Consider the following 16,408-nt stretch of genomic DNA (forward strand, 5'->3'; position numbering starts at 1 on the left):
CACCGCTGCAGCGCTCTGATGTAGCGGCATGGATCCTGGGATCTGCGCCGCGTCGCTTCGCTCCTTGCTTCGCCCCAGGATGACGAAACGACGGGCGCCTCGGCCAATCTCCAAAGTGTACGATCCGCCGGCGCAAAAACCGTCCAAATGTCAACCTTCCGCGCCCGGGAACCTAATGCACCGCAGCGTACATGATCTTCTCCTCCGTCGCCTCGGCAGGCGAGAACTCCTCGACGATGCGGCCTTGCCGGCAGACCAGGATGCGGTCGGACAGGTTCATGATCTCCGGCAGGTAGGACGAGATGACGACGACGGCCAGGCCCTCGTCGGCCAGGCGGTTGATGATCTGGTGGATCTCGGCGATGGCGCCGACATCGACGCCGCGCGTCGGCTCGTCGAAGATGACGATGCGCGGCTTCTGCACCAGCCCCTTGCCGATCACCACCTTCTGCTGGTTGCCTCCGGAAAGCTCGACCACGCGCGCATTATCGTTGATCGCCTTGACGTTCAGCGTCCTGGTCCATTCGGCAGACAGCGCCCGCATCTCCTGCGCGTTGATTACCCAGCCCTTTTCCCGCCCCGCCGCCAAAAAGCCACCGAACAGGTTCTCGGCGACGTCCATCGTCTCGAAAATCCCCTCGCTCTTGCGGTCTTCGGTGACGTAGACGATGCCGTCCGCCACCGCCTCGCTCGGCACGAGATAGCGCACCGGCCGGTCGTCCAGCTCGATGGTGCCGCCGCGCAGGAAGTCGCGCTTGTAGATGCCGGAGACGATCTTGAATGTCTCGGTGCGGCCCGAGCCGATCAGCCCGAACACGCCGGTGATCTGGCCCTCGAAGATCGAGAAGGAATTGTTGCGCACGACATTGCTCATCGAGATGTCCTGTACCGACAGCACCTTCCTGCCGGCCCTGCGCAGCCTGGCCTCGTCGCGCTGGCTGTAGAGCTGTCCCGACAGCGTGCGCCCGACCATGGCGGCGACGATCCTGTCGCGATCGAAAGCGGCGGTATCGTCGGTGATCACCAGCTCGCCGTCGCGCAGGATGGTGATGCGGTCGGCGATATCAAGCGCCTCTTCGAGCGCATGGCTGATGAAGACGATCGACACACCCCTTCCCTTGAGCCGGCGGATCAGTGCGAAGAAGTGCCGCTTCTCCTCAGGCGTCAGCGTCGCCGTCGGCTCGTCGAAGATGATGATCTCGGCATTGTGGTGGACGGCGCGTGCAATTTCGACCATCTGCCGCTTGGCGGCGCCCAGCGTCGCTACCATGGCATTGGGGTCGACGGGAAAATTCAGCGACTGCAGGAACTGCTGCGCCGAGATGTAGGTGCCGCGCAGCCGGTTGAGAAAGCTCTCGGTGCCGAGATAGAGGTTCTGCGCCACCGTCATCGACGGCACCAGGCTGGTTTCCTGGAACACCATGGCGATGCCGGCTTCAAGTGCCGCATGCGGCGAGGCGTAGGCGATCTCCTGCCCCCTGTGGAACATCTTTCCCGATGTCGCATCGACGACGCCGGCGATGATTTTGGTCAGCGTTGATTTTCCCGCACCGTTCTCGCCGAGCAGCGCGTGGATCTCGCCCTTGCGCAGCTCGAAGCTGACATTCTTCACCGCGGGCACGCCGCGATAGGTCTTGGTCACGTTCTCCAGGCGGACGATCGGTTCCATCAGCGATGCCCTCCTGGAGCCAGGTCGATAGCCAGCAGGCAATCGCCGCCTTTCGAGGCAATGAACAGGCGACCGTCTGTCTCCGCCACGCTGCAGATGCCGTGGCGCGTGCCGTTGGCGCGGCTGTGCAGGCTGAATTGCGGTCGCATCTCCCGATCGAGCCTGACCACCAGCCCGTAGGAGCGGCTCGGCGACCACGGCTTGTGGATGCCCATGGTGCGGATGCCGCCGCATTGCAGCGGCTCGAGGAAGCTGCGGTTGGAGGCGAGTGCCGGCGCGATCCAGTGTTGCGGCGACACTTGCGCCAGCATGTCGTTCCGATAGTGCGTTTCCTGCAGCACGAATTCGATAAGACGGTTCCGGGGCGCAAACAGCGCCAGCCAGGCACCGCCATCGGCGGCGGGCGATAGCCGCGCGGGATAGCCGGGCAGATGCGCCAGCACCGTCGAGCGGCTGCCTGTCGCGCCGTCGAAGCGGACGAGTTGGTGCCGCCAACTCTCGCCGACCAACACGTCCTTGCCGGTTGGATGCAGCCCATAGGGAAAGGCGATGCCACCGGCGAGCTTGCGGAATTCGCTGCCTGCCGGATCGCGCTTCCACAGCGAACCCGACGCACCCTTCTTCATCAGATCGGCGGCCCATTCCGACGGCGCGTGTTCGGCCGAGCCATTGGCCAGCCAAAGCGTGCCATCTTCTGCGTAGGCGAGTGCTGTTATGCAGCGGATCTCGGCCGGCAGGGCGGCCTCCTTGCCTGCAATCAGCAGCCTGCCGCTTTCGAGCCCGACCGTCAGTTCGCCGGCGGGCGAGCGCGCGAGCGCTGTGGCCACGGCCGGAAATGTCTCGACCAGAACAGGCGCGCCACCGGCGGCGAGCGCGTAGAGGGCATTGCCGCTGGACGCCAGCAGCCGGCCGTCGGCGACCAGCAGATTGTCGGGCTCGGGCAGTTCGGCGAAGGCCGCAACATCGTCCAGCAGCGTGTTCGGCCTGAAGGCGCCATCAAGCGGCGGGATGGTCACTGCCTTGCCGCGGAAGATGTCGAGGATCGGGTCCAGCATCATGGCTTGGCACCCCAGTAGGAAGCGGGGCTGGTCCAGTTCGGGTCGGCGCCGGCAATCCTGTAGCGGCCGATCCGGTTGTTGAGGATGCCGCCGACGAACAGAAAACCCTTATGCTCGCGCATCGAAGTCACCATCGGATGCGCGGCGCCCGACAGGTCGCCCATCGCCTCGACGATGCCGCCGTTCTCGTTGAATTTCACCACGCCACCGGTGTTGATGTTGGGAAAAAGCCATTCGTCCTGCGGCAGCCGGCGCGTCATGCGCTTGCGCATGTCGGGATGGCGCAGCGACAGGTCGAAGCTCGGCGTGCGCATGCCGAGCCAGGCCATCCAGTAATTGCCGTCTGACGCTCGGTTGATGTTGTCGGGGTAGCCAGGCATGTCGCGGATGACGCATTCGGCAACGCCCGCCTTCGGCCCTTCCAGCCAGTAGCGGTGCACGCGGCAGGCCCAGCTCTCGGCGAAGAACAGCGACTTGCCGTCATGCGCCATGCAGACGCCGTTGGTGTAACGGTAGCCGTCGAGCAATGTCTTGGTCGAACCGTCCGTCGGATCACAGACGAGCAGCCGCCCGGTGGCGCGGTTCTCGATCGAATCCAGCGCCCAGTCGTGCGCGTCATAGCGCTTGGTGGAATCGGTGAAGTAGATGCGGCCGTCCGGCGCGATGTCGCAATCATTGGGGTCGCGCAACCGCGCATCGTCGACGATCGAGGTCCAGGAGCGCGACGTTTCCGCCGAAAGCCGCTTCACCTCGCGCTGCGGCGAGACCGAATAGAGGCCCATCGCGCCGACACAGCTGATCAGATTGCCTGTCTTGTCGAAGGCCAGGCCGAGCGGAAAGCCGCCAATATGCGCAAAGACCTCCGAACGTTTGTAGTCCGGCGCGAAGAAGCGGACGATCTCGCCATGCCTGGTGCCGCAATAGAGATTGTCGTCGCGGTCGAGGATGACGTCTTCCGGCCCTTCCAGCTCGCCGAGCCCGATATGGTCGGCCTCCGACAATCGGTTGTCGAGCTCGTAAGGCGTGCCGGAACCCGGTGCGGCCGACTGCGTTGCGCCCATTTTCAGATAGACCGGTGCGACATAGACCTCGTCCAGCACCTTGTGGCGGTTCTTCAGCCAGCGAATGTCGATGGTGACGGCGACGGCCAGCATGATGCCCAGCACCATCTGGTTAGTGCCGGTGCCATAGCCCAGCCGGATCAGGCCGTTGGTCATCGTCAGCACGATGATCGCGCCCATCAGCCCCTTGATCACCGAACCGCGGCCGCCGCCCAGGCTGACGCCGCCGACGACCGCCGCTGTCAGTGCCATGACCTCGAGGTTGAGGCCTGTGCCCGGCCCTGCCCCGCTCAGCCGGCAGGCGATGAGGAAGCCGCCGAGCGAGGCGCAGAAGCCGGAGAACACATAGGTCATGAACACGGTGCGGCGTACGCGGATACCGGCATTGTGAGCCGATCGCCGCGACCCGCCCACCGCCTGCACATGCCAGCCGGGCCGCGAGCGCGTCAGCGCGACATGCGTAATAATCGCCAGGATAATCGCCGCCCACACCGCGACCGACAGGCCCCAGAAGGTATCGTCGCCGATGAAGTCCAGCACATCCGATGTGGCATCGGAAAGCTGGACGTCGGCCGCATAGGTGGTGACCAGTATGTCGAACAGCGCCCGCCCGAAGATGAAGGTGACCAGTGTCGTCAGGAAAGCGCGCAGCCTGAAATAGCCGATCAGGTAACCGTTGATCGCGCCGAACAGCAGGCCGGTGGCGATCGAGGCGGCCAGCGCCAGCCACACCGATTGTTCGAGGATGAAGAAGACGAAGACGGCGGAAAAGCAGGACAGCGCGAAGATCGAGCCGACCGAAAGGTCGATGCCGCCGCCAAGCATGACCACCGTCATGCCGGTGACGACCAGCGAGAACTCGCCGAGCTGGCGGGTCGATTCCTGCAGCGACATCGGCTTGAAGAAGCCGGGAATGATCGAACCGAACACGCCGAGCGTCGCCACCAGCGCCAGGAACGGAATGGCGTTGTCGGTCCAGCGTTTGCTCAATATCTCGCCGACGAGATGGTCGGGCACGAGATTGTAGCGCCAGGACTGGAGGCGTTCGCGAAAAGACATCGGATGCTGCTATTCGAGAGGAAAGGGAAAAAGGGGCCGGGCAGAACAATCGCCTCAGGTTTGCGCTGCCCCTCGCCCTTACCCTCTCCCCGTGTAGAGACGGGGAGAGGGGGTCGCCAGCGTTGGAGCGTATCCCTTCTCCCCGTCACTATACGGGGAGAAGGTGCCGGCAGGCGGATGAGGGGCAGCGCCAAGCTCAGGAAAGCCGGCCTACTTGGCCGCAGCTTGGGCTTGCAGTGCTTTCAAGTCCCAGCAGCTGTCCGGCTTGAGGTCGGCCTTGGTCGTCGCCTTCTCCAGCGTGTAGATGTAGGTGTGCGAGGTGCCGGCCGGCTGGCCGCTCTGCAACAGGAATTTTATGACGGCGTTCATGTCGCCCGACTGGCGGGCAAGATCGGTCATCACCACCGCGCCATAAGTGCCGTCCTGCAGCTTGTCGCAGTCGGCGGTCTTTTCGCCACCGCCGGTGGTGACCAGAAAGACTTTGCCCTCGAGCTTGGCATCGCGGATCGCAGCCGATGCGCCGGTCGCGTCGCCGTCCCAGAAATCGATGATGGCGCAGATGTCGGGGTTCTGCTGCAGCATCGTCGTCGTCACGTTGCGCGAGGTCGTCGCATCCCAGTTGGAGTCCGGCTTGGCCACGACCTTGAAGTCGGGGTTCTTGTCCAGCACCTTCATGATGCCGGCATACTGGTAGAGGCTCGATGAGTTGGCCTGGTCGCCCTGCACCAGCCCGATCTTCTTGGAGGAGTTCGGCCCACAACCCTTGATCGCCGCTTCGGCTTCCAGCTGGCCGAGGCGATCCCAGTCGCTGCCGACAAAGGCATCGGCCGGGAAGTTCGCCGGATTGTCGACCAAAAGCACATAGGTGCCGGCCGCCTGCGCCTTCTTCATCAGCTTGGCATAGGAATTGAGGTCCGGCGAATGGATGATCAGCACGTCCGGCCTGGCGTCCGACGAGATTGCGTCGGTTATCGCCTGCGCGCCGGCATCGACCACCCAGTTCGGGTCACGCGTCTCGAACACGCCACCCCAGGCCTCGACCTCCGTCTTCAGGTAATGCGCCCAGCCCTGTGCCAGGTCGAAGCCCATCGCCATCGGCACCAGCATCACACGCTTGCCCTTGAGCGCTTGCGAATAGGCGGCCGGACCCGGATCTTCTGCAGCGAAGCCCGGCGCCACGAAGGCGGAGACGGCAAGCGCTGCCGCGGCAGCCATAAATGTCCTGATGATTTTCATGTCACATCCTCTGGTTTGGTATGTCGTTCGCGGCCGGCCCCAACCGTTCGCGTCAGTTTAAATGTCGCCTTGCTGCGCGGTCTGCTCGTCGCGCGGATTGATGAACCCGTCGACGATGATCGCCGCCAGCAGGATCGCGGCCTTGATCAGGTTCTGATAGAGCAGCGGAATGTCGATGATGGTCATGGCGTTGAGCAGGATGCCGATCAGCGCGGCACCCACCAGCACGTTGCGCACCCCGCCCCGCCCGCCAGACAGACCGATGCCGCCGATCACCGCAACCAGCACGATGTCGTAGAGCAGCGTGGAATTGACGATGCGGGTGTTGATCGAATGCAGGCTGGCCGCAGTGAGCAGGCCGGCAACCAGCGAGACCAGGGCCGACAGCACGTAGCGCAGCACCAGCATCGGGCGCACTGGAATGCCGATATTGCGCGCCGCGACCGGGTTGTCGCCGGCGAAATAGACGTAGCGGCCCCATTTGGTGTAGCGCAGGAACAGGAAGAAGGCGAAAGCCAGCCCGGCGAAGACAAACACCTCGACCGGGATGTCGAGGAAACGCAGCCCGCCCAGAAGCTCGACCCAATGGCCGGGCGGCACCGGCACGGCGTCCTGCGTGATCAATTGTGAACGCACATAGCCGAAGACGAAGGACGCGGTCGCCAGCGTCACGAAGATCGCCGGGACCTCGGCGTAGGCGACCAGGATTCCGTTCAACAGCCCGATGGCGAGAACGCCGGCGAGCACATAGGCGAAGGCCAGCCCGTCGGGCATCCCCGAATTCAGCAGTTGCAGATACCACGCGACCGACATCGCCATGATCGCCACCGCCGAGAGATCGATGCCCCTGCCGATGATAACGACCGCCATGCCGAGCGCCAATATGCCCAGCACCGAGACCGAGCGCACGATGGCAACGAGATTGTTCGAATTGATAAACCCGGGCAGTCCGATGGCGGCGGCAATGAACAGCACAACCGCGATGGCAAAGACAATGCCCTCTTGGTTCAGGCTTCTCCAGTTTAGCCAGCCGGTCGCGTTCATTGCCCGCTTTCACCCGCGATGGCTACGCCCTGCTCCCTCTGCGGCCATCGGAACGAAAGCTAATCGGCTCAAGACCAATTCGTCAAATGAATCCGCGCATTGCAGGCCGGCTTGCGAGGAAATTCCGCGCTTGGATGCACCGATTGGCGAGGCTGGCGCAATGCCGGGAACTCAAGCTGTTTTGCAATTGATCGCGCCGATCGAAGCGCCGGCAAAGGTTTGCTCCGGAACGAGCGAAGCAGGCATAATTTATGTCCGCGATTGCCGCTGGATTCCTGCGTCAAATCCGCAAAACATGGCCCGAGACCTCGGCGCCGGCAGCCTTCGGCAATGCCAGGAAGCGACACGAGGCGACGAGCCCGATTGCGCCGATCGCCACGAAGGCAAGTCGGAAGTCGACGAGATCGAGCGCCGCAGCGCCCCTGGCGATCTGCGACAGGTTGAGCAGTGCCGCGGCGACCGCTACGCCGAACAGCATCGCCATCTGCTGCAGCATGCTGGACAACGTCGCCGCCGAGCTGCGCTGCGGTGAGGCCACATCGGCGAAGGCCAGTGTGTTGAGCGCGGTGAACTGCATCGAGCGCGAAAGGCCGGCGATCAGCATCAGCACCACCACCAACGCTTGCGGCGTCTGCGGCGAAAGCGCCGCGCAGGCCATGATCGATAAAGAGGCGATCACCCCGTTGACGATCAGCACCGAACGGAAGCCGAAGCGCCTCAGCATCGGCGTCGTCACCGCCTTCATGCCGAGATTGCCGAGGAAATAGGCCAGGATCATCATGCCCGCATCGACCGGGCTCAGGCCGAAGCCGACCTGGAACAAAAGCGGCAGCAGGAATGGAGTGGCGTTGATGGCGATGCGGAAGATCGTGCCGGCCGAAAGCGTCGAGATGGCAAAGGTCTGCACCTTGAAAGCTGTGAGGTCGAGCAGCGGATGGTTGGCGCGTTGCAGATGCCGCACCGCCAGCCAGCCGACCAAAATGCCCGTGCCGAGCAGTGCCACGGTCGGCAACACACCCTCTTCCGGATGCGCGATGCGCTCGAGGCCATAGAGCATCGCGGCGAGCCCCACCGAGGTCAGCAGGAAGCCCGGCCAGTCGAGCGGCTTGGCTCCGGCTTCGCGGTCGCCGGGAATGAAGCGGGCGACCAGTGCCAAACCGGCAACGCCAAGCGGGATGTTGATGAAGAAATTCCAGTGCCAGGAGAGATAAGTGGTGATGAAGCCGCCAAGCACCGGCCCGACCACCGGCGCAAACAGCGCCGGCCAGGTGATCAGCGCCGTGGCGTTGAGAAGCTCGGATTTCGGCGCGTTGCGCAATACCAGGATGCGGCCGACCGGCGTCATCAGCGCGCTGCCCAGGCCCTGAACCGCGCGTGCGGCGACGAACTCGGCCAAGTTCTGTGAGATGCCGCAAACGAGCGAGGCCAGCGTGAACAGGGCGATCGCCACGAGGAAGATGTTGCGCGCGCCAAAACGGTCGGCAAGCCAGCCGGACAGCGGCACGAACACCGCCATGGTCAGCATATAAACGGTGATGCCGATGCTCATCGCCACCGCCGGCACGCCGAAGGATTCTCCCATCTGCGGCAGCGAGGTCGAGATGATGGTCGAATCCAGAAGCTGCATGAAAAAGGCGACGGCGACGATCAGCGCCACCCGCCGAGCTTGCCGCGCCGCCGGCGCGGTTTCGGGCAAGGCTTTGTTTTCGGGAATGGCGGTCATGCACAGAACTGTCCGAAGGGGAATTTTCACCCGCTCCATCGGCAACCGCACAATTATCCGGCAAACCGATGACCCACCGGTTTCAACAGTATCTGGCCGGTGCCGTCCAGACCTGGTCCAACAAACTTTCGTGTGGCATCGCAGCCGGCCATGCGATGACCCGGCGCTGGCGCCGAACCGGCCTTTTACGATCCGCGATGACGCTTCGTGCCGCTGCCGGGGCGTCTCATGCGGCTTCGATCTTCTCCAGGAACAGGCTGAGCTGGTCCGGGTCCATGTGCACGACGTGCCTGTCTTCGGGATAGGCCAGGCTGTTCACATCGGCGACATATTCGGAGAAGGCAGCGATTCGTTCGGCCTGCAGGCGATCGTATTCGGCGGCGAAATTGCGATAGACCTTGGAATGGCGCGGCATGTGGCCACGGTTCTGGCCGAGGATGTCGTCGGCGAACAGATACTGCGCGTCACAGCCGGTGCCCGCTCCCATCGACAGCATGATCAGCGACGTGCGTTCCGAAATCGCCTTGGCCACCTCGACCGGCACCACCTCGATCTCGGCGCCGATCGCGCCGGCGGCCTCCAGTTGCTTCACCGCCTCGAACACCTGCATGGCGGTATCGGCGGTCTTGCCGACAGCCTTGAAGCCGCCCGTCCAGGTGGCGCGTGACGGGATGAGGCCGACATGGCCGATCACCGGAATGGCATCGTCGGCCATCCGCTTGATGGTGGCGTACCCGGCGCTGCAATAGACCGCATCGGCGCTGGCCTTGTAGAGCCGGAACGCCCAGCGGACGAAATCATCGGCGGTGCCGATTTCGAAGAAATTCTCGCCCGGCATGGTGAACAGGCTGGGTGCCGCATCGCGGTATTGCGGATTGAGTACCAGCTCCGGCGGCACCGAGACGATATCGACGCCGGCGCGTTCGGCGGCCTCGGCCTCGTCCATCGTCAGCACGCGCAGCATCGTCAGCTGCCGCTTGCCCTTCATGGCACGCAGGTCTGCGACGGTCGGTCTTTTCCGGCTCATGGATTTTGGTCCCCTTTGCTACGTGACAGAAGGCCGGTCAGGCGATCTGGATCATCACCTTGCCAGCTTCGACCTTGACTGGATAGGTCGCGAGATTGACGCAAACGGGAGCGCCCTTCGCCTGCCCGGTCTTATAATTGAAGCGGCCATTGTGCTTGGGGCATTCGATGATGTCGTCCATCACAAGCCCATCGGCCAGATGCGCCTTCTCATGCGTACAAAACCCATCGGTGGCGAAGAATTCATCGTCCGGCGAACGGTAGATCGCGAAGGTGCGGCCGCCATGGTCGAAGCGGATGACATCTTCCTCTTCGACATCGTCCACGGCGCACGCTTCGACCCAATCGGCCATCTCTATCTCTCCTGAAATTTCTGCGTTGCGCTTGTGCGCAGTACCTACTCAGCCGCTGCCGACATGTTCACCTCGTGGAATTCGCCACGATAGGGCCGTGCGGTTGGCGGCAGTTCGCGCTTGAGGAAATAATCCTCGTATTTGAGCTGCCTGAGCAGGACAGGCCAGACCTCGCGATAGGCATGCCATATCGACGGGTTCGGCTCCGGCAGATCGTGCTTGATCAATTCATGCAGCCTGGGCAGCGCGTGATAGGGCACCATCGGAAACATGTGGTGCTCGACGTGGTAGTTCATGTTCCAGTAGATGAACCGGCTGATCGGGTTCATGTACACGGTACGGGTGTTGAGCCGGTGATCGACGACGTTGTCGGCCAGACCGATGTGCTGCAGCAGGCCGGTCATCACCATGTGCCAGGTGCCGTAAAGGCGCGGCACGCCGATGAGCACCACCGGCACCCACGACTGCATGAAAAGGGCGAGTGCTATTGTGGCGATGTAGATGGCAATATGCCAGCGCGCCGCGATGACGGCCTTGTGCTGTTCCATCTCGGGAACGTAGCTTTTCTCGTCGGGCGTCAGCTTGCCGAACGCCTGGCGTACCAGTGCCGGAAGCGAATAGCGAAAATCGAGGATGCCGGTGAAAGCCAGCGCCGCACGCAAAAGGTCCGGCGGGCGCATCACGGCGATCTCGGCGTCGCGGCCGACGATGATGGTATCGGTGTGGTGACGGGCATGGCTCCAGCGCCAGGTCACCGGGTTGCGCATCAGCATGAAGCTGGCGATCTGGTAGACGACATCGTTCATCCAGCGCGTGCGGAAGGCAGTGCCATGGCCGCATTCGTGCCAGCGCGAGTCGCTGGACGAGCCGTAGAGCACGCCGTAGACGAAGAAGAACGGCACGCACCACCAGGTACCCCAGAAATAGATGGCGCCGGCGGCGGAGCCGAGGATGGCGACGATCCAGATGATCGTGTCGCGGATCGCCGGACCGTCTGAGCGCTGCATCAACTCCTTGATCGCCTTGCGGGGGACATCCGTGTGGTACCACTCCGCCGAGGCCAGTCCCGTCTCGATCGCCCTGCGCGTGCTTTCGCCGACCAGGCTGTAATCGCGCTTTACCGTGCCAGCCATTGTGACCTCCAATTCCCGATCGGCCGCGAACCCTCCCCGCTCCGGCCGGAACCAGCCTCCCAACTGGTGTCCCGTATCGTCTTCGCCATTATCACGACCTGCCTCCAAGAACAGGAAAACGGCCCGACGGCTGCGGATAATCCTGCTGCGGCTGCCTGGCGATTGCAGCGATCCGGCTTTCGGCGGCGGCGATCTCGCCGGCGCCGTCGAGGACCCGGAACGCCGCATCGTAGGAGCGGCTCTCGCCATGCTCCAGCCAGATCATCTCGCCGCGTTCGCGCGCCGCCAGATTGCCCAGCACATGATGCGTCGACGGCTCGATGCCCAGCGCGTACTGCCCGGCCTGGAAATTCTGCCATTCATAGGCGCAAGGCAACTGGTCCTTGCGCGTGACCACCTCGAAGCCAAGGCCGAGCCTGTCGTTGACCACCGCCACCGGGACTTCGCCGGTGCTGTCGGCGCCGAGTTCATGCTGCCAGACCTGTTCCTTGAATCCCGGTTGCGGCGCCGGCACCGTGCGGTAGCCGACCTTCTGCGCTTCATAGCGCTCGCCGGCATGCCCGGCCCAGACGACGTCGCGGATCGGCGCCAGGTAGCGCGATCCCTCGTCGAGCACCGGATGACTGACATTGATGTGGTAGAAATACATATGCGGCGTACGGTTGAAACCGTGATTGACGACACGGTCCGAAAGCCGGATCTCGTTGCCGCCGACATCGGCCTCGATCCGCCGCAGCAGGTGCAGATCCTCGCCGAATACAGTCGATTGCTGGACGATGCCTTCGGCCCACAACACGCAGCGGTCGCCGTCCCAGGTCTCGCCATAGCCGGTCAGCCGCGCTGGAATGGTGCTGACACGGCCGTGCAGCGAATGGCGTACCGTCTTCTTCGGCGGGTAGTTGTAGGTGTCGGCGGGTACCTCGTTCATGAACAATATATGGTCGAGGCCGCAGGTCAGCAGAAGGCCGGAAAACGACCGCGCCCACGCCAATCCCTCCTCGCCTTCATATTCGTGCAGGCCGGGATGGCGAAAACCGCTCGGCGAGTGCCAGCCGATCGCCTGGCCCCTGAAGTCGCAATCGGCGATATCGAGCGCCCGGTCGACCAGCGCGGTGAAGCGCAGGCCGGAGCCGGTGCGGAATTCGAGCATGCGGATGCCGCGCTCGACGCCGTCGCCAAGCGTCATCAGCCGCACGCCGGCGAACTGCGACAGCATGCCCGAGCGTTCCGAGACCTGCCGGCGCGACAGCGTCTTGCCGTAAAGCTCTACCATGTGACGGCCAGTTCTTTCACTTTGCTCCGGTCCTTCACTTCGCTCTCGTCTCCTTGAGCAGGGCCGATATGTCGGCACCGGTGATGATGCTTTCCACGGTCAGCAGATCGGTATCGGCGACCGTCTGCTCGGCGACGATCTCGCCGCGGCGCATGACGATGATGCGATCGGCGACCTGGAAGACGTGATGGATGTTGTGGGTGATCAAAAGCACCGAGTGACCGGCGTCGCGCACTTCCTTGACGAAGCGCAGCACGCCGTGCGTTTCCTCGACGCCGAGATTGTTGGTCGGCTCGTCGAGGATGATGACCTTGGCGGCAAATTGCATGGCACGCGAAATGGCGATCGATTGGCGCTCGCCGCCCGACAATGTGCTGACCAGCGCATCGGCGTCGAGTTTTTTCGAGATGCCGACGCGCTTCAATAGAGCCGACGCAGCATCGCGCAATCGAGCGAGATCGAGCGGCGCGAACACGCCGAGCCATTTGAGATTGACCGGCTCGCGGCCGAGGAAAAGATTGCGCGCGATGCTGAGGTCGGGCGCCAGCGAGGTGTCCTGGTGGATGGTCTCGATGCCGAGATCCATCGCGTCGCGCGTCGAGCGGATGGAGACCTTCTGGCCGCGCACATAGATCTCGCCGCGATCGACCGGAAACACGCCCGAGATCGCCTTGATCAGCGTCGATTTCCCGGCGCCGTTGTCGCCGAGCAAGGCCACCACTTCGCCCTCGTTGAGCGCGAAGGACGCGTTCTTCAGGGCGCGGACGCTGCCGAAGGATTTTTGCAAATTCTGCAGCCGAAGCACTTCCATGGTCAGCTCCTGGCGGCGTTCTTCTGCAGCAAAGCGTGCAGGATGAGCATGGCAAGGATGATGACGCCGACGAAGATGTTGTAGGCGAGCCCAGGCACGCCGATCAGCACGATGCCGTTGCGGATGCTGCGCAGCATCAGCGCGCCGACGATGGTGCCTAAAATGGTGCCGCGTCCACCGGTCAGCGCGGTGCCGCCAACCACCACCATGGCGATCACTTCGAGCTCGTAGCCGGTGCCGGCCACCGGCGAGGCGGCAGAGATGCGGAAGGCGCTGATCATGCCGGCGAGACCGGCAAGCACCGAGGTCAGGATGAACAGCCAGATCTTGACCGCATCGGCCGGCACACCACGCGCCACGGCAGCGTTACGGTTCGAGCCGATAGCGCTGATCCAGTTGCCGAGCTTGGCGTAGTGCAGCACATAGATCGCCAGTAGCGACAGGCCGATGAACCACCACAGCGAGGTATAGAAACGGAACGTTCCGATATTGAAGCTGCCGGCCAGCAGCGTCACGAAGAAGCCTGGCTGGTTCCAGGATTTCAGCGGAAAGCCTTGGGTGATGTAAAGCGCTGCCCCGCGTACCACCAGTAGCATCGACAGCGTCACCAGGAAGGAGGAGATGCCGATCTTGGTGACGATCAGCCCGTTGATCGCACCGATCGCTATGCAGATCAGCAGGCCGGCCAGCAGCGCGACACCAATATCAAAGCCGCCGTTCTGCACCAGCAGCATGACCACGACCGGCGCCAGCCCGAACACGGCACCGACCGAAAGGTCGAACTCGCCCGCCGTCAGAAGCAGCGTCATGCCGAGGGCGATGATGCCGAGCTCGGGCAGGAACGCCATCATGTTGGAGATGTTGACCGGCGACAGGAAATTGGCGTCGGCGATCGCGAACACCGCCAGCAGGACAATCAGGATGATGAGCGAAGAGAACTGCGGCGAGCGCATCAGGCTCGACCTGCGTTTGGCACGCGGCATTTCCTCTTCTGCGGCAATTGTCATGACTGTTTCGACCATATCTCAGGGTGACGCCCGCCGCCTGCGCGGCGAGCGTCAGTTCCAATCACTTGTTGTAGAGTTTCAGGATCGGTTCGACGCTCGAGGCGTCGTAGAGACTGAACGTGTGGATGTCGTAGCCGATCGGTTCGCCAGCGGCGGCCAACCCGAGCAGCGCCACCGGCATGAAGCCCTGCGCTGACGGGAACTGCCAGGCAGCCGCGTTGATGAACCCAGACTTCACTGACTCGGCCGTTTCCTTCGAATTGCCCCAGCCGACGACCGGGATTTTGCCGGCCGGCACGCCGGCGCCGTCGAACACCCGCTTGACGCTGGCCGCGACGGAATCGCCGAGCGCGATGATTGCCGGCGGGTTGTTGGCGACCATGTAGTCGGTCATCTTGGCGATGATGCCGGCCGGATCGGTGCCGCAATCGACCACATCATATTTGATGCCGAGCGGATCGAAGACGCTGGCGATGCCTTCGGTCTCGAGCTGCTGGTAGCTGGCCCCCGGCACTTCGACCGGCAGGAACACTTTGTCGCCCTGCTTCACCATCTTGTGGTCGACCAGATATTTCGCCCAGATGACACCGGCCTCCTTGAGGTCGGCGCCGACATAGGCCTGCCGGCCGGTTGCCGGATCGTCGGTGTTGAAGAACACGATCGGGATACCGGCCGCCTTGGCTGCCTTGACCTCCTCGGTCCACAGGCCGGGCTGCGCCGAGGTCGTGGCGATGCCGTCCGGCTTGGCGGCAAGTGCGGAGTTGAAAGCCTCCTTCTGCGCCGCCATGTCGCCACCGCTGAACGAGATCTTGCAGGTCACCTTGAGCTGGTCGCAGGCCTTGGTGGCGCCGGCATTCCAGTCGATCCAGAAGGCATCCGATGGGCCGCCATGCGACAGCAGGTAGAACGTCTTCTGGGCGTCCTGTGCCAGCGCCGAGGCCATGGTCACGCCGGCGAGAACGGTCGCCGCGGCCGCGATTTTCAACGCGAATTTCAACATTTCTCTTCCTCCCTTGTTTCGTAGCCGAACCGCGCCATCACAGTCCGTTGGCGCGGAATTTCCCGTCGAGGAATTTCTTGGCGCGCGGCACGTCGTCTTCCGAAAGATGTTCGATGATGACCGGGATGTTCGGGTGCTTTTCGGCCAGCCGCTTGAGATAGAGGTCGTAGTTCAGCGAACCGAGACCGGGCGCCGGCAGCTCGATCTCGCCGACGCCGCGGAAAGTGTGGCTCTCCAGCGCGTCCTCGTCGCCGATGTCGGCGTGCTTCTCCGACTTGTCGCCGCCGGAGCGTTTGACGTCCTTGGCGTGGGCTATCTTGATCTTGTCGGTCAGCGTGTCGAACACCTGGTTCAGGATCTGGTCCATCCTGTCGATGTTGTGCGTTTCGAAATAGTTGGTCGGGTCCATCAGCAGGCCGAGGCCTGGGTGGTCGACCTGCGCGAACATCCTCACCGTCTCCTCGACCGAGCCGACGACATTGTTGACATAGGTTTCGAGCAGGAAGACCGCGCCGTGGTCATAGGCGGTCTGGGCAAGGTCGGCGATGACCTTGCGGCATTCCTCAAAACCTTCCTCGGTCTTGTTCTTCGGGTGATGCACCCAGTCGGACTCGGTGTTGTAGGTACCGGTTTCCGAGATCACGTAAGGGGTGCCGAAATGGCGTGCGTTGCGGATGATCTCCTTCAAATAGCCGACGCGCCGCTCGCGCTCGCCCAGGTCCGGATGGATGATGTTGGTATAGCCCGATACACAGCAGATCGGCAGATTGTGGTCGCGGAACGTATCGCGGACAGTCTTGGCCTTGTCCCTAGTGATCTGTCCGGCGGAAAGGTCGATATCCCTGAAATGCAGGTCGAGCTGCACGGTGTTGAAATCGAGCGCACGGATCTTCTGCGCGGTCTCCTTGAGGCCATACGGGAAATAACCCGTGAAAATACCTGCCTGCATCATGGT

The 16,408-nt window shown here is 63.2% G+C and carries 14 protein-coding genes; all 14 read right to left on the reverse strand.

Annotated features, from left to right (window positions below; all coding sequences use genetic code 11):
- Positions 1 to 172: 172 nt before the first annotated feature.
- On the reverse strand, positions 173 to 1,669 hold the full coding sequence (locus tag NKH90_RS15170; RefSeq protein ID WP_352819964.1) for a sugar ABC transporter ATP-binding protein: 1,497 nt from the start codon (positions 1,667 to 1,669) through the stop codon (positions 173 to 175).
- Positions 1,669 to 2,727 carry an SMP-30/gluconolactonase/LRE family protein gene (locus NKH90_RS15175; protein WP_352819965.1) on the reverse strand — a complete coding sequence of 353 codons (1,059 nt, stop codon included), beginning with the start codon at positions 2,725 to 2,727 and terminating at the stop codon, positions 1,669 to 1,671. The genes NKH90_RS15170 and NKH90_RS15175 overlap by 1 nt, the downstream gene beginning before the upstream one ends.
- Positions 2,724 to 4,847 carry an ABC transporter permease gene (locus tag NKH90_RS15180; protein ID WP_352819966.1) on the reverse strand — a complete coding sequence of 708 codons (2,124 nt, stop codon included), beginning with the start codon at positions 4,845 to 4,847 and terminating at the stop codon, positions 2,724 to 2,726. The genes NKH90_RS15175 and NKH90_RS15180 overlap by 4 nt, the downstream gene beginning before the upstream one ends.
- Positions 4,848 to 5,057: 210 nt before the next feature.
- Entirely contained in the window at positions 5,058 to 6,083 is a 1,026-nt protein-coding gene (locus NKH90_RS15185; protein WP_352571250.1) for a sugar ABC transporter substrate-binding protein, read from the reverse strand.
- A 57-nt stretch (positions 6,084 to 6,140) separates the two neighbouring features.
- Positions 6,141 to 7,127, reverse strand: a complete 987-nt coding sequence (locus NKH90_RS15190; protein WP_352452739.1) for an ABC transporter permease — start codon at positions 7,125 to 7,127, stop codon at positions 6,141 to 6,143.
- Between the two features lie 280 nt (positions 7,128 to 7,407).
- Positions 7,408 to 8,850 carry a DHA2 family efflux MFS transporter permease subunit gene (locus tag NKH90_RS15195; protein ID WP_352819967.1) on the reverse strand — a complete coding sequence of 481 codons (1,443 nt, stop codon included), beginning with the start codon at positions 8,848 to 8,850 and terminating at the stop codon, positions 7,408 to 7,410.
- Between the two features lie 226 nt (positions 8,851 to 9,076).
- Positions 9,077 to 9,877, reverse strand: a complete 801-nt coding sequence (locus tag NKH90_RS15200) for a 3-methyl-2-oxobutanoate hydroxymethyltransferase (protein WP_023675787.1) — start codon at positions 9,875 to 9,877, stop codon at positions 9,077 to 9,079.
- A 37-nt stretch (positions 9,878 to 9,914) separates the two neighbouring features.
- The gene (locus NKH90_RS15205) at positions 9,915 to 10,229 is read right to left on the reverse strand and encodes a MocE family 2Fe-2S type ferredoxin (protein WP_023675786.1); all 315 of its coding nucleotides are present in this window, start codon (positions 10,227 to 10,229) and stop codon (positions 9,915 to 9,917) included.
- Positions 10,230 to 10,273: 44 nt separating this feature from the next.
- A complete protein-coding gene (locus tag NKH90_RS15210; RefSeq protein ID WP_352452737.1) occupies positions 10,274 to 11,362 on the reverse strand; it encodes a fatty acid desaturase family protein in 1,089 nt (362 codons plus the stop codon).
- 91 nt (positions 11,363 to 11,453) lie between these two features.
- Positions 11,454 to 12,635: an aldose 1-epimerase family protein gene (locus NKH90_RS15215; RefSeq protein ID WP_352686245.1), complete on the reverse strand. Its 1,182-nt coding sequence runs from the start codon at positions 12,633 to 12,635 to the stop codon at positions 11,454 to 11,456.
- A 34-nt stretch (positions 12,636 to 12,669) separates the two neighbouring features.
- Positions 12,670 to 13,452 carry an ATP-binding cassette domain-containing protein gene (locus NKH90_RS15220; protein ID WP_352505663.1) on the reverse strand — a complete coding sequence of 261 codons (783 nt, stop codon included), beginning with the start codon at positions 13,450 to 13,452 and terminating at the stop codon, positions 12,670 to 12,672.
- Positions 13,449 to 14,453, reverse strand: a complete 1,005-nt coding sequence (locus NKH90_RS15225; protein WP_352819968.1) for an ABC transporter permease — start codon at positions 14,451 to 14,453, stop codon at positions 13,449 to 13,451. The genes NKH90_RS15220 and NKH90_RS15225 overlap by 4 nt, the downstream gene beginning before the upstream one ends.
- Positions 14,454 to 14,514: 61 nt before the next feature.
- Positions 14,515 to 15,453, reverse strand: coding sequence for a sugar ABC transporter substrate-binding protein (locus NKH90_RS15230; RefSeq protein ID WP_352452734.1), 939 nt, complete (start codon positions 15,451 to 15,453; stop codon positions 14,515 to 14,517).
- A 37-nt stretch (positions 15,454 to 15,490) separates the two neighbouring features.
- The gene (locus NKH90_RS15235; RefSeq protein ID WP_352475473.1) at positions 15,491 to 16,405 is read right to left on the reverse strand and encodes a sugar phosphate isomerase/epimerase family protein; all 915 of its coding nucleotides are present in this window, start codon (positions 16,403 to 16,405) and stop codon (positions 15,491 to 15,493) included.
- Between the last annotated feature and the right edge of the window lie 3 nt (positions 16,406 to 16,408).

It is taken from the genome of Mesorhizobium sp. M0898 (assembly GCF_040319695.1).
Lineage (GTDB): Bacteria > Pseudomonadota > Alphaproteobacteria > Rhizobiales > Rhizobiaceae > Mesorhizobium.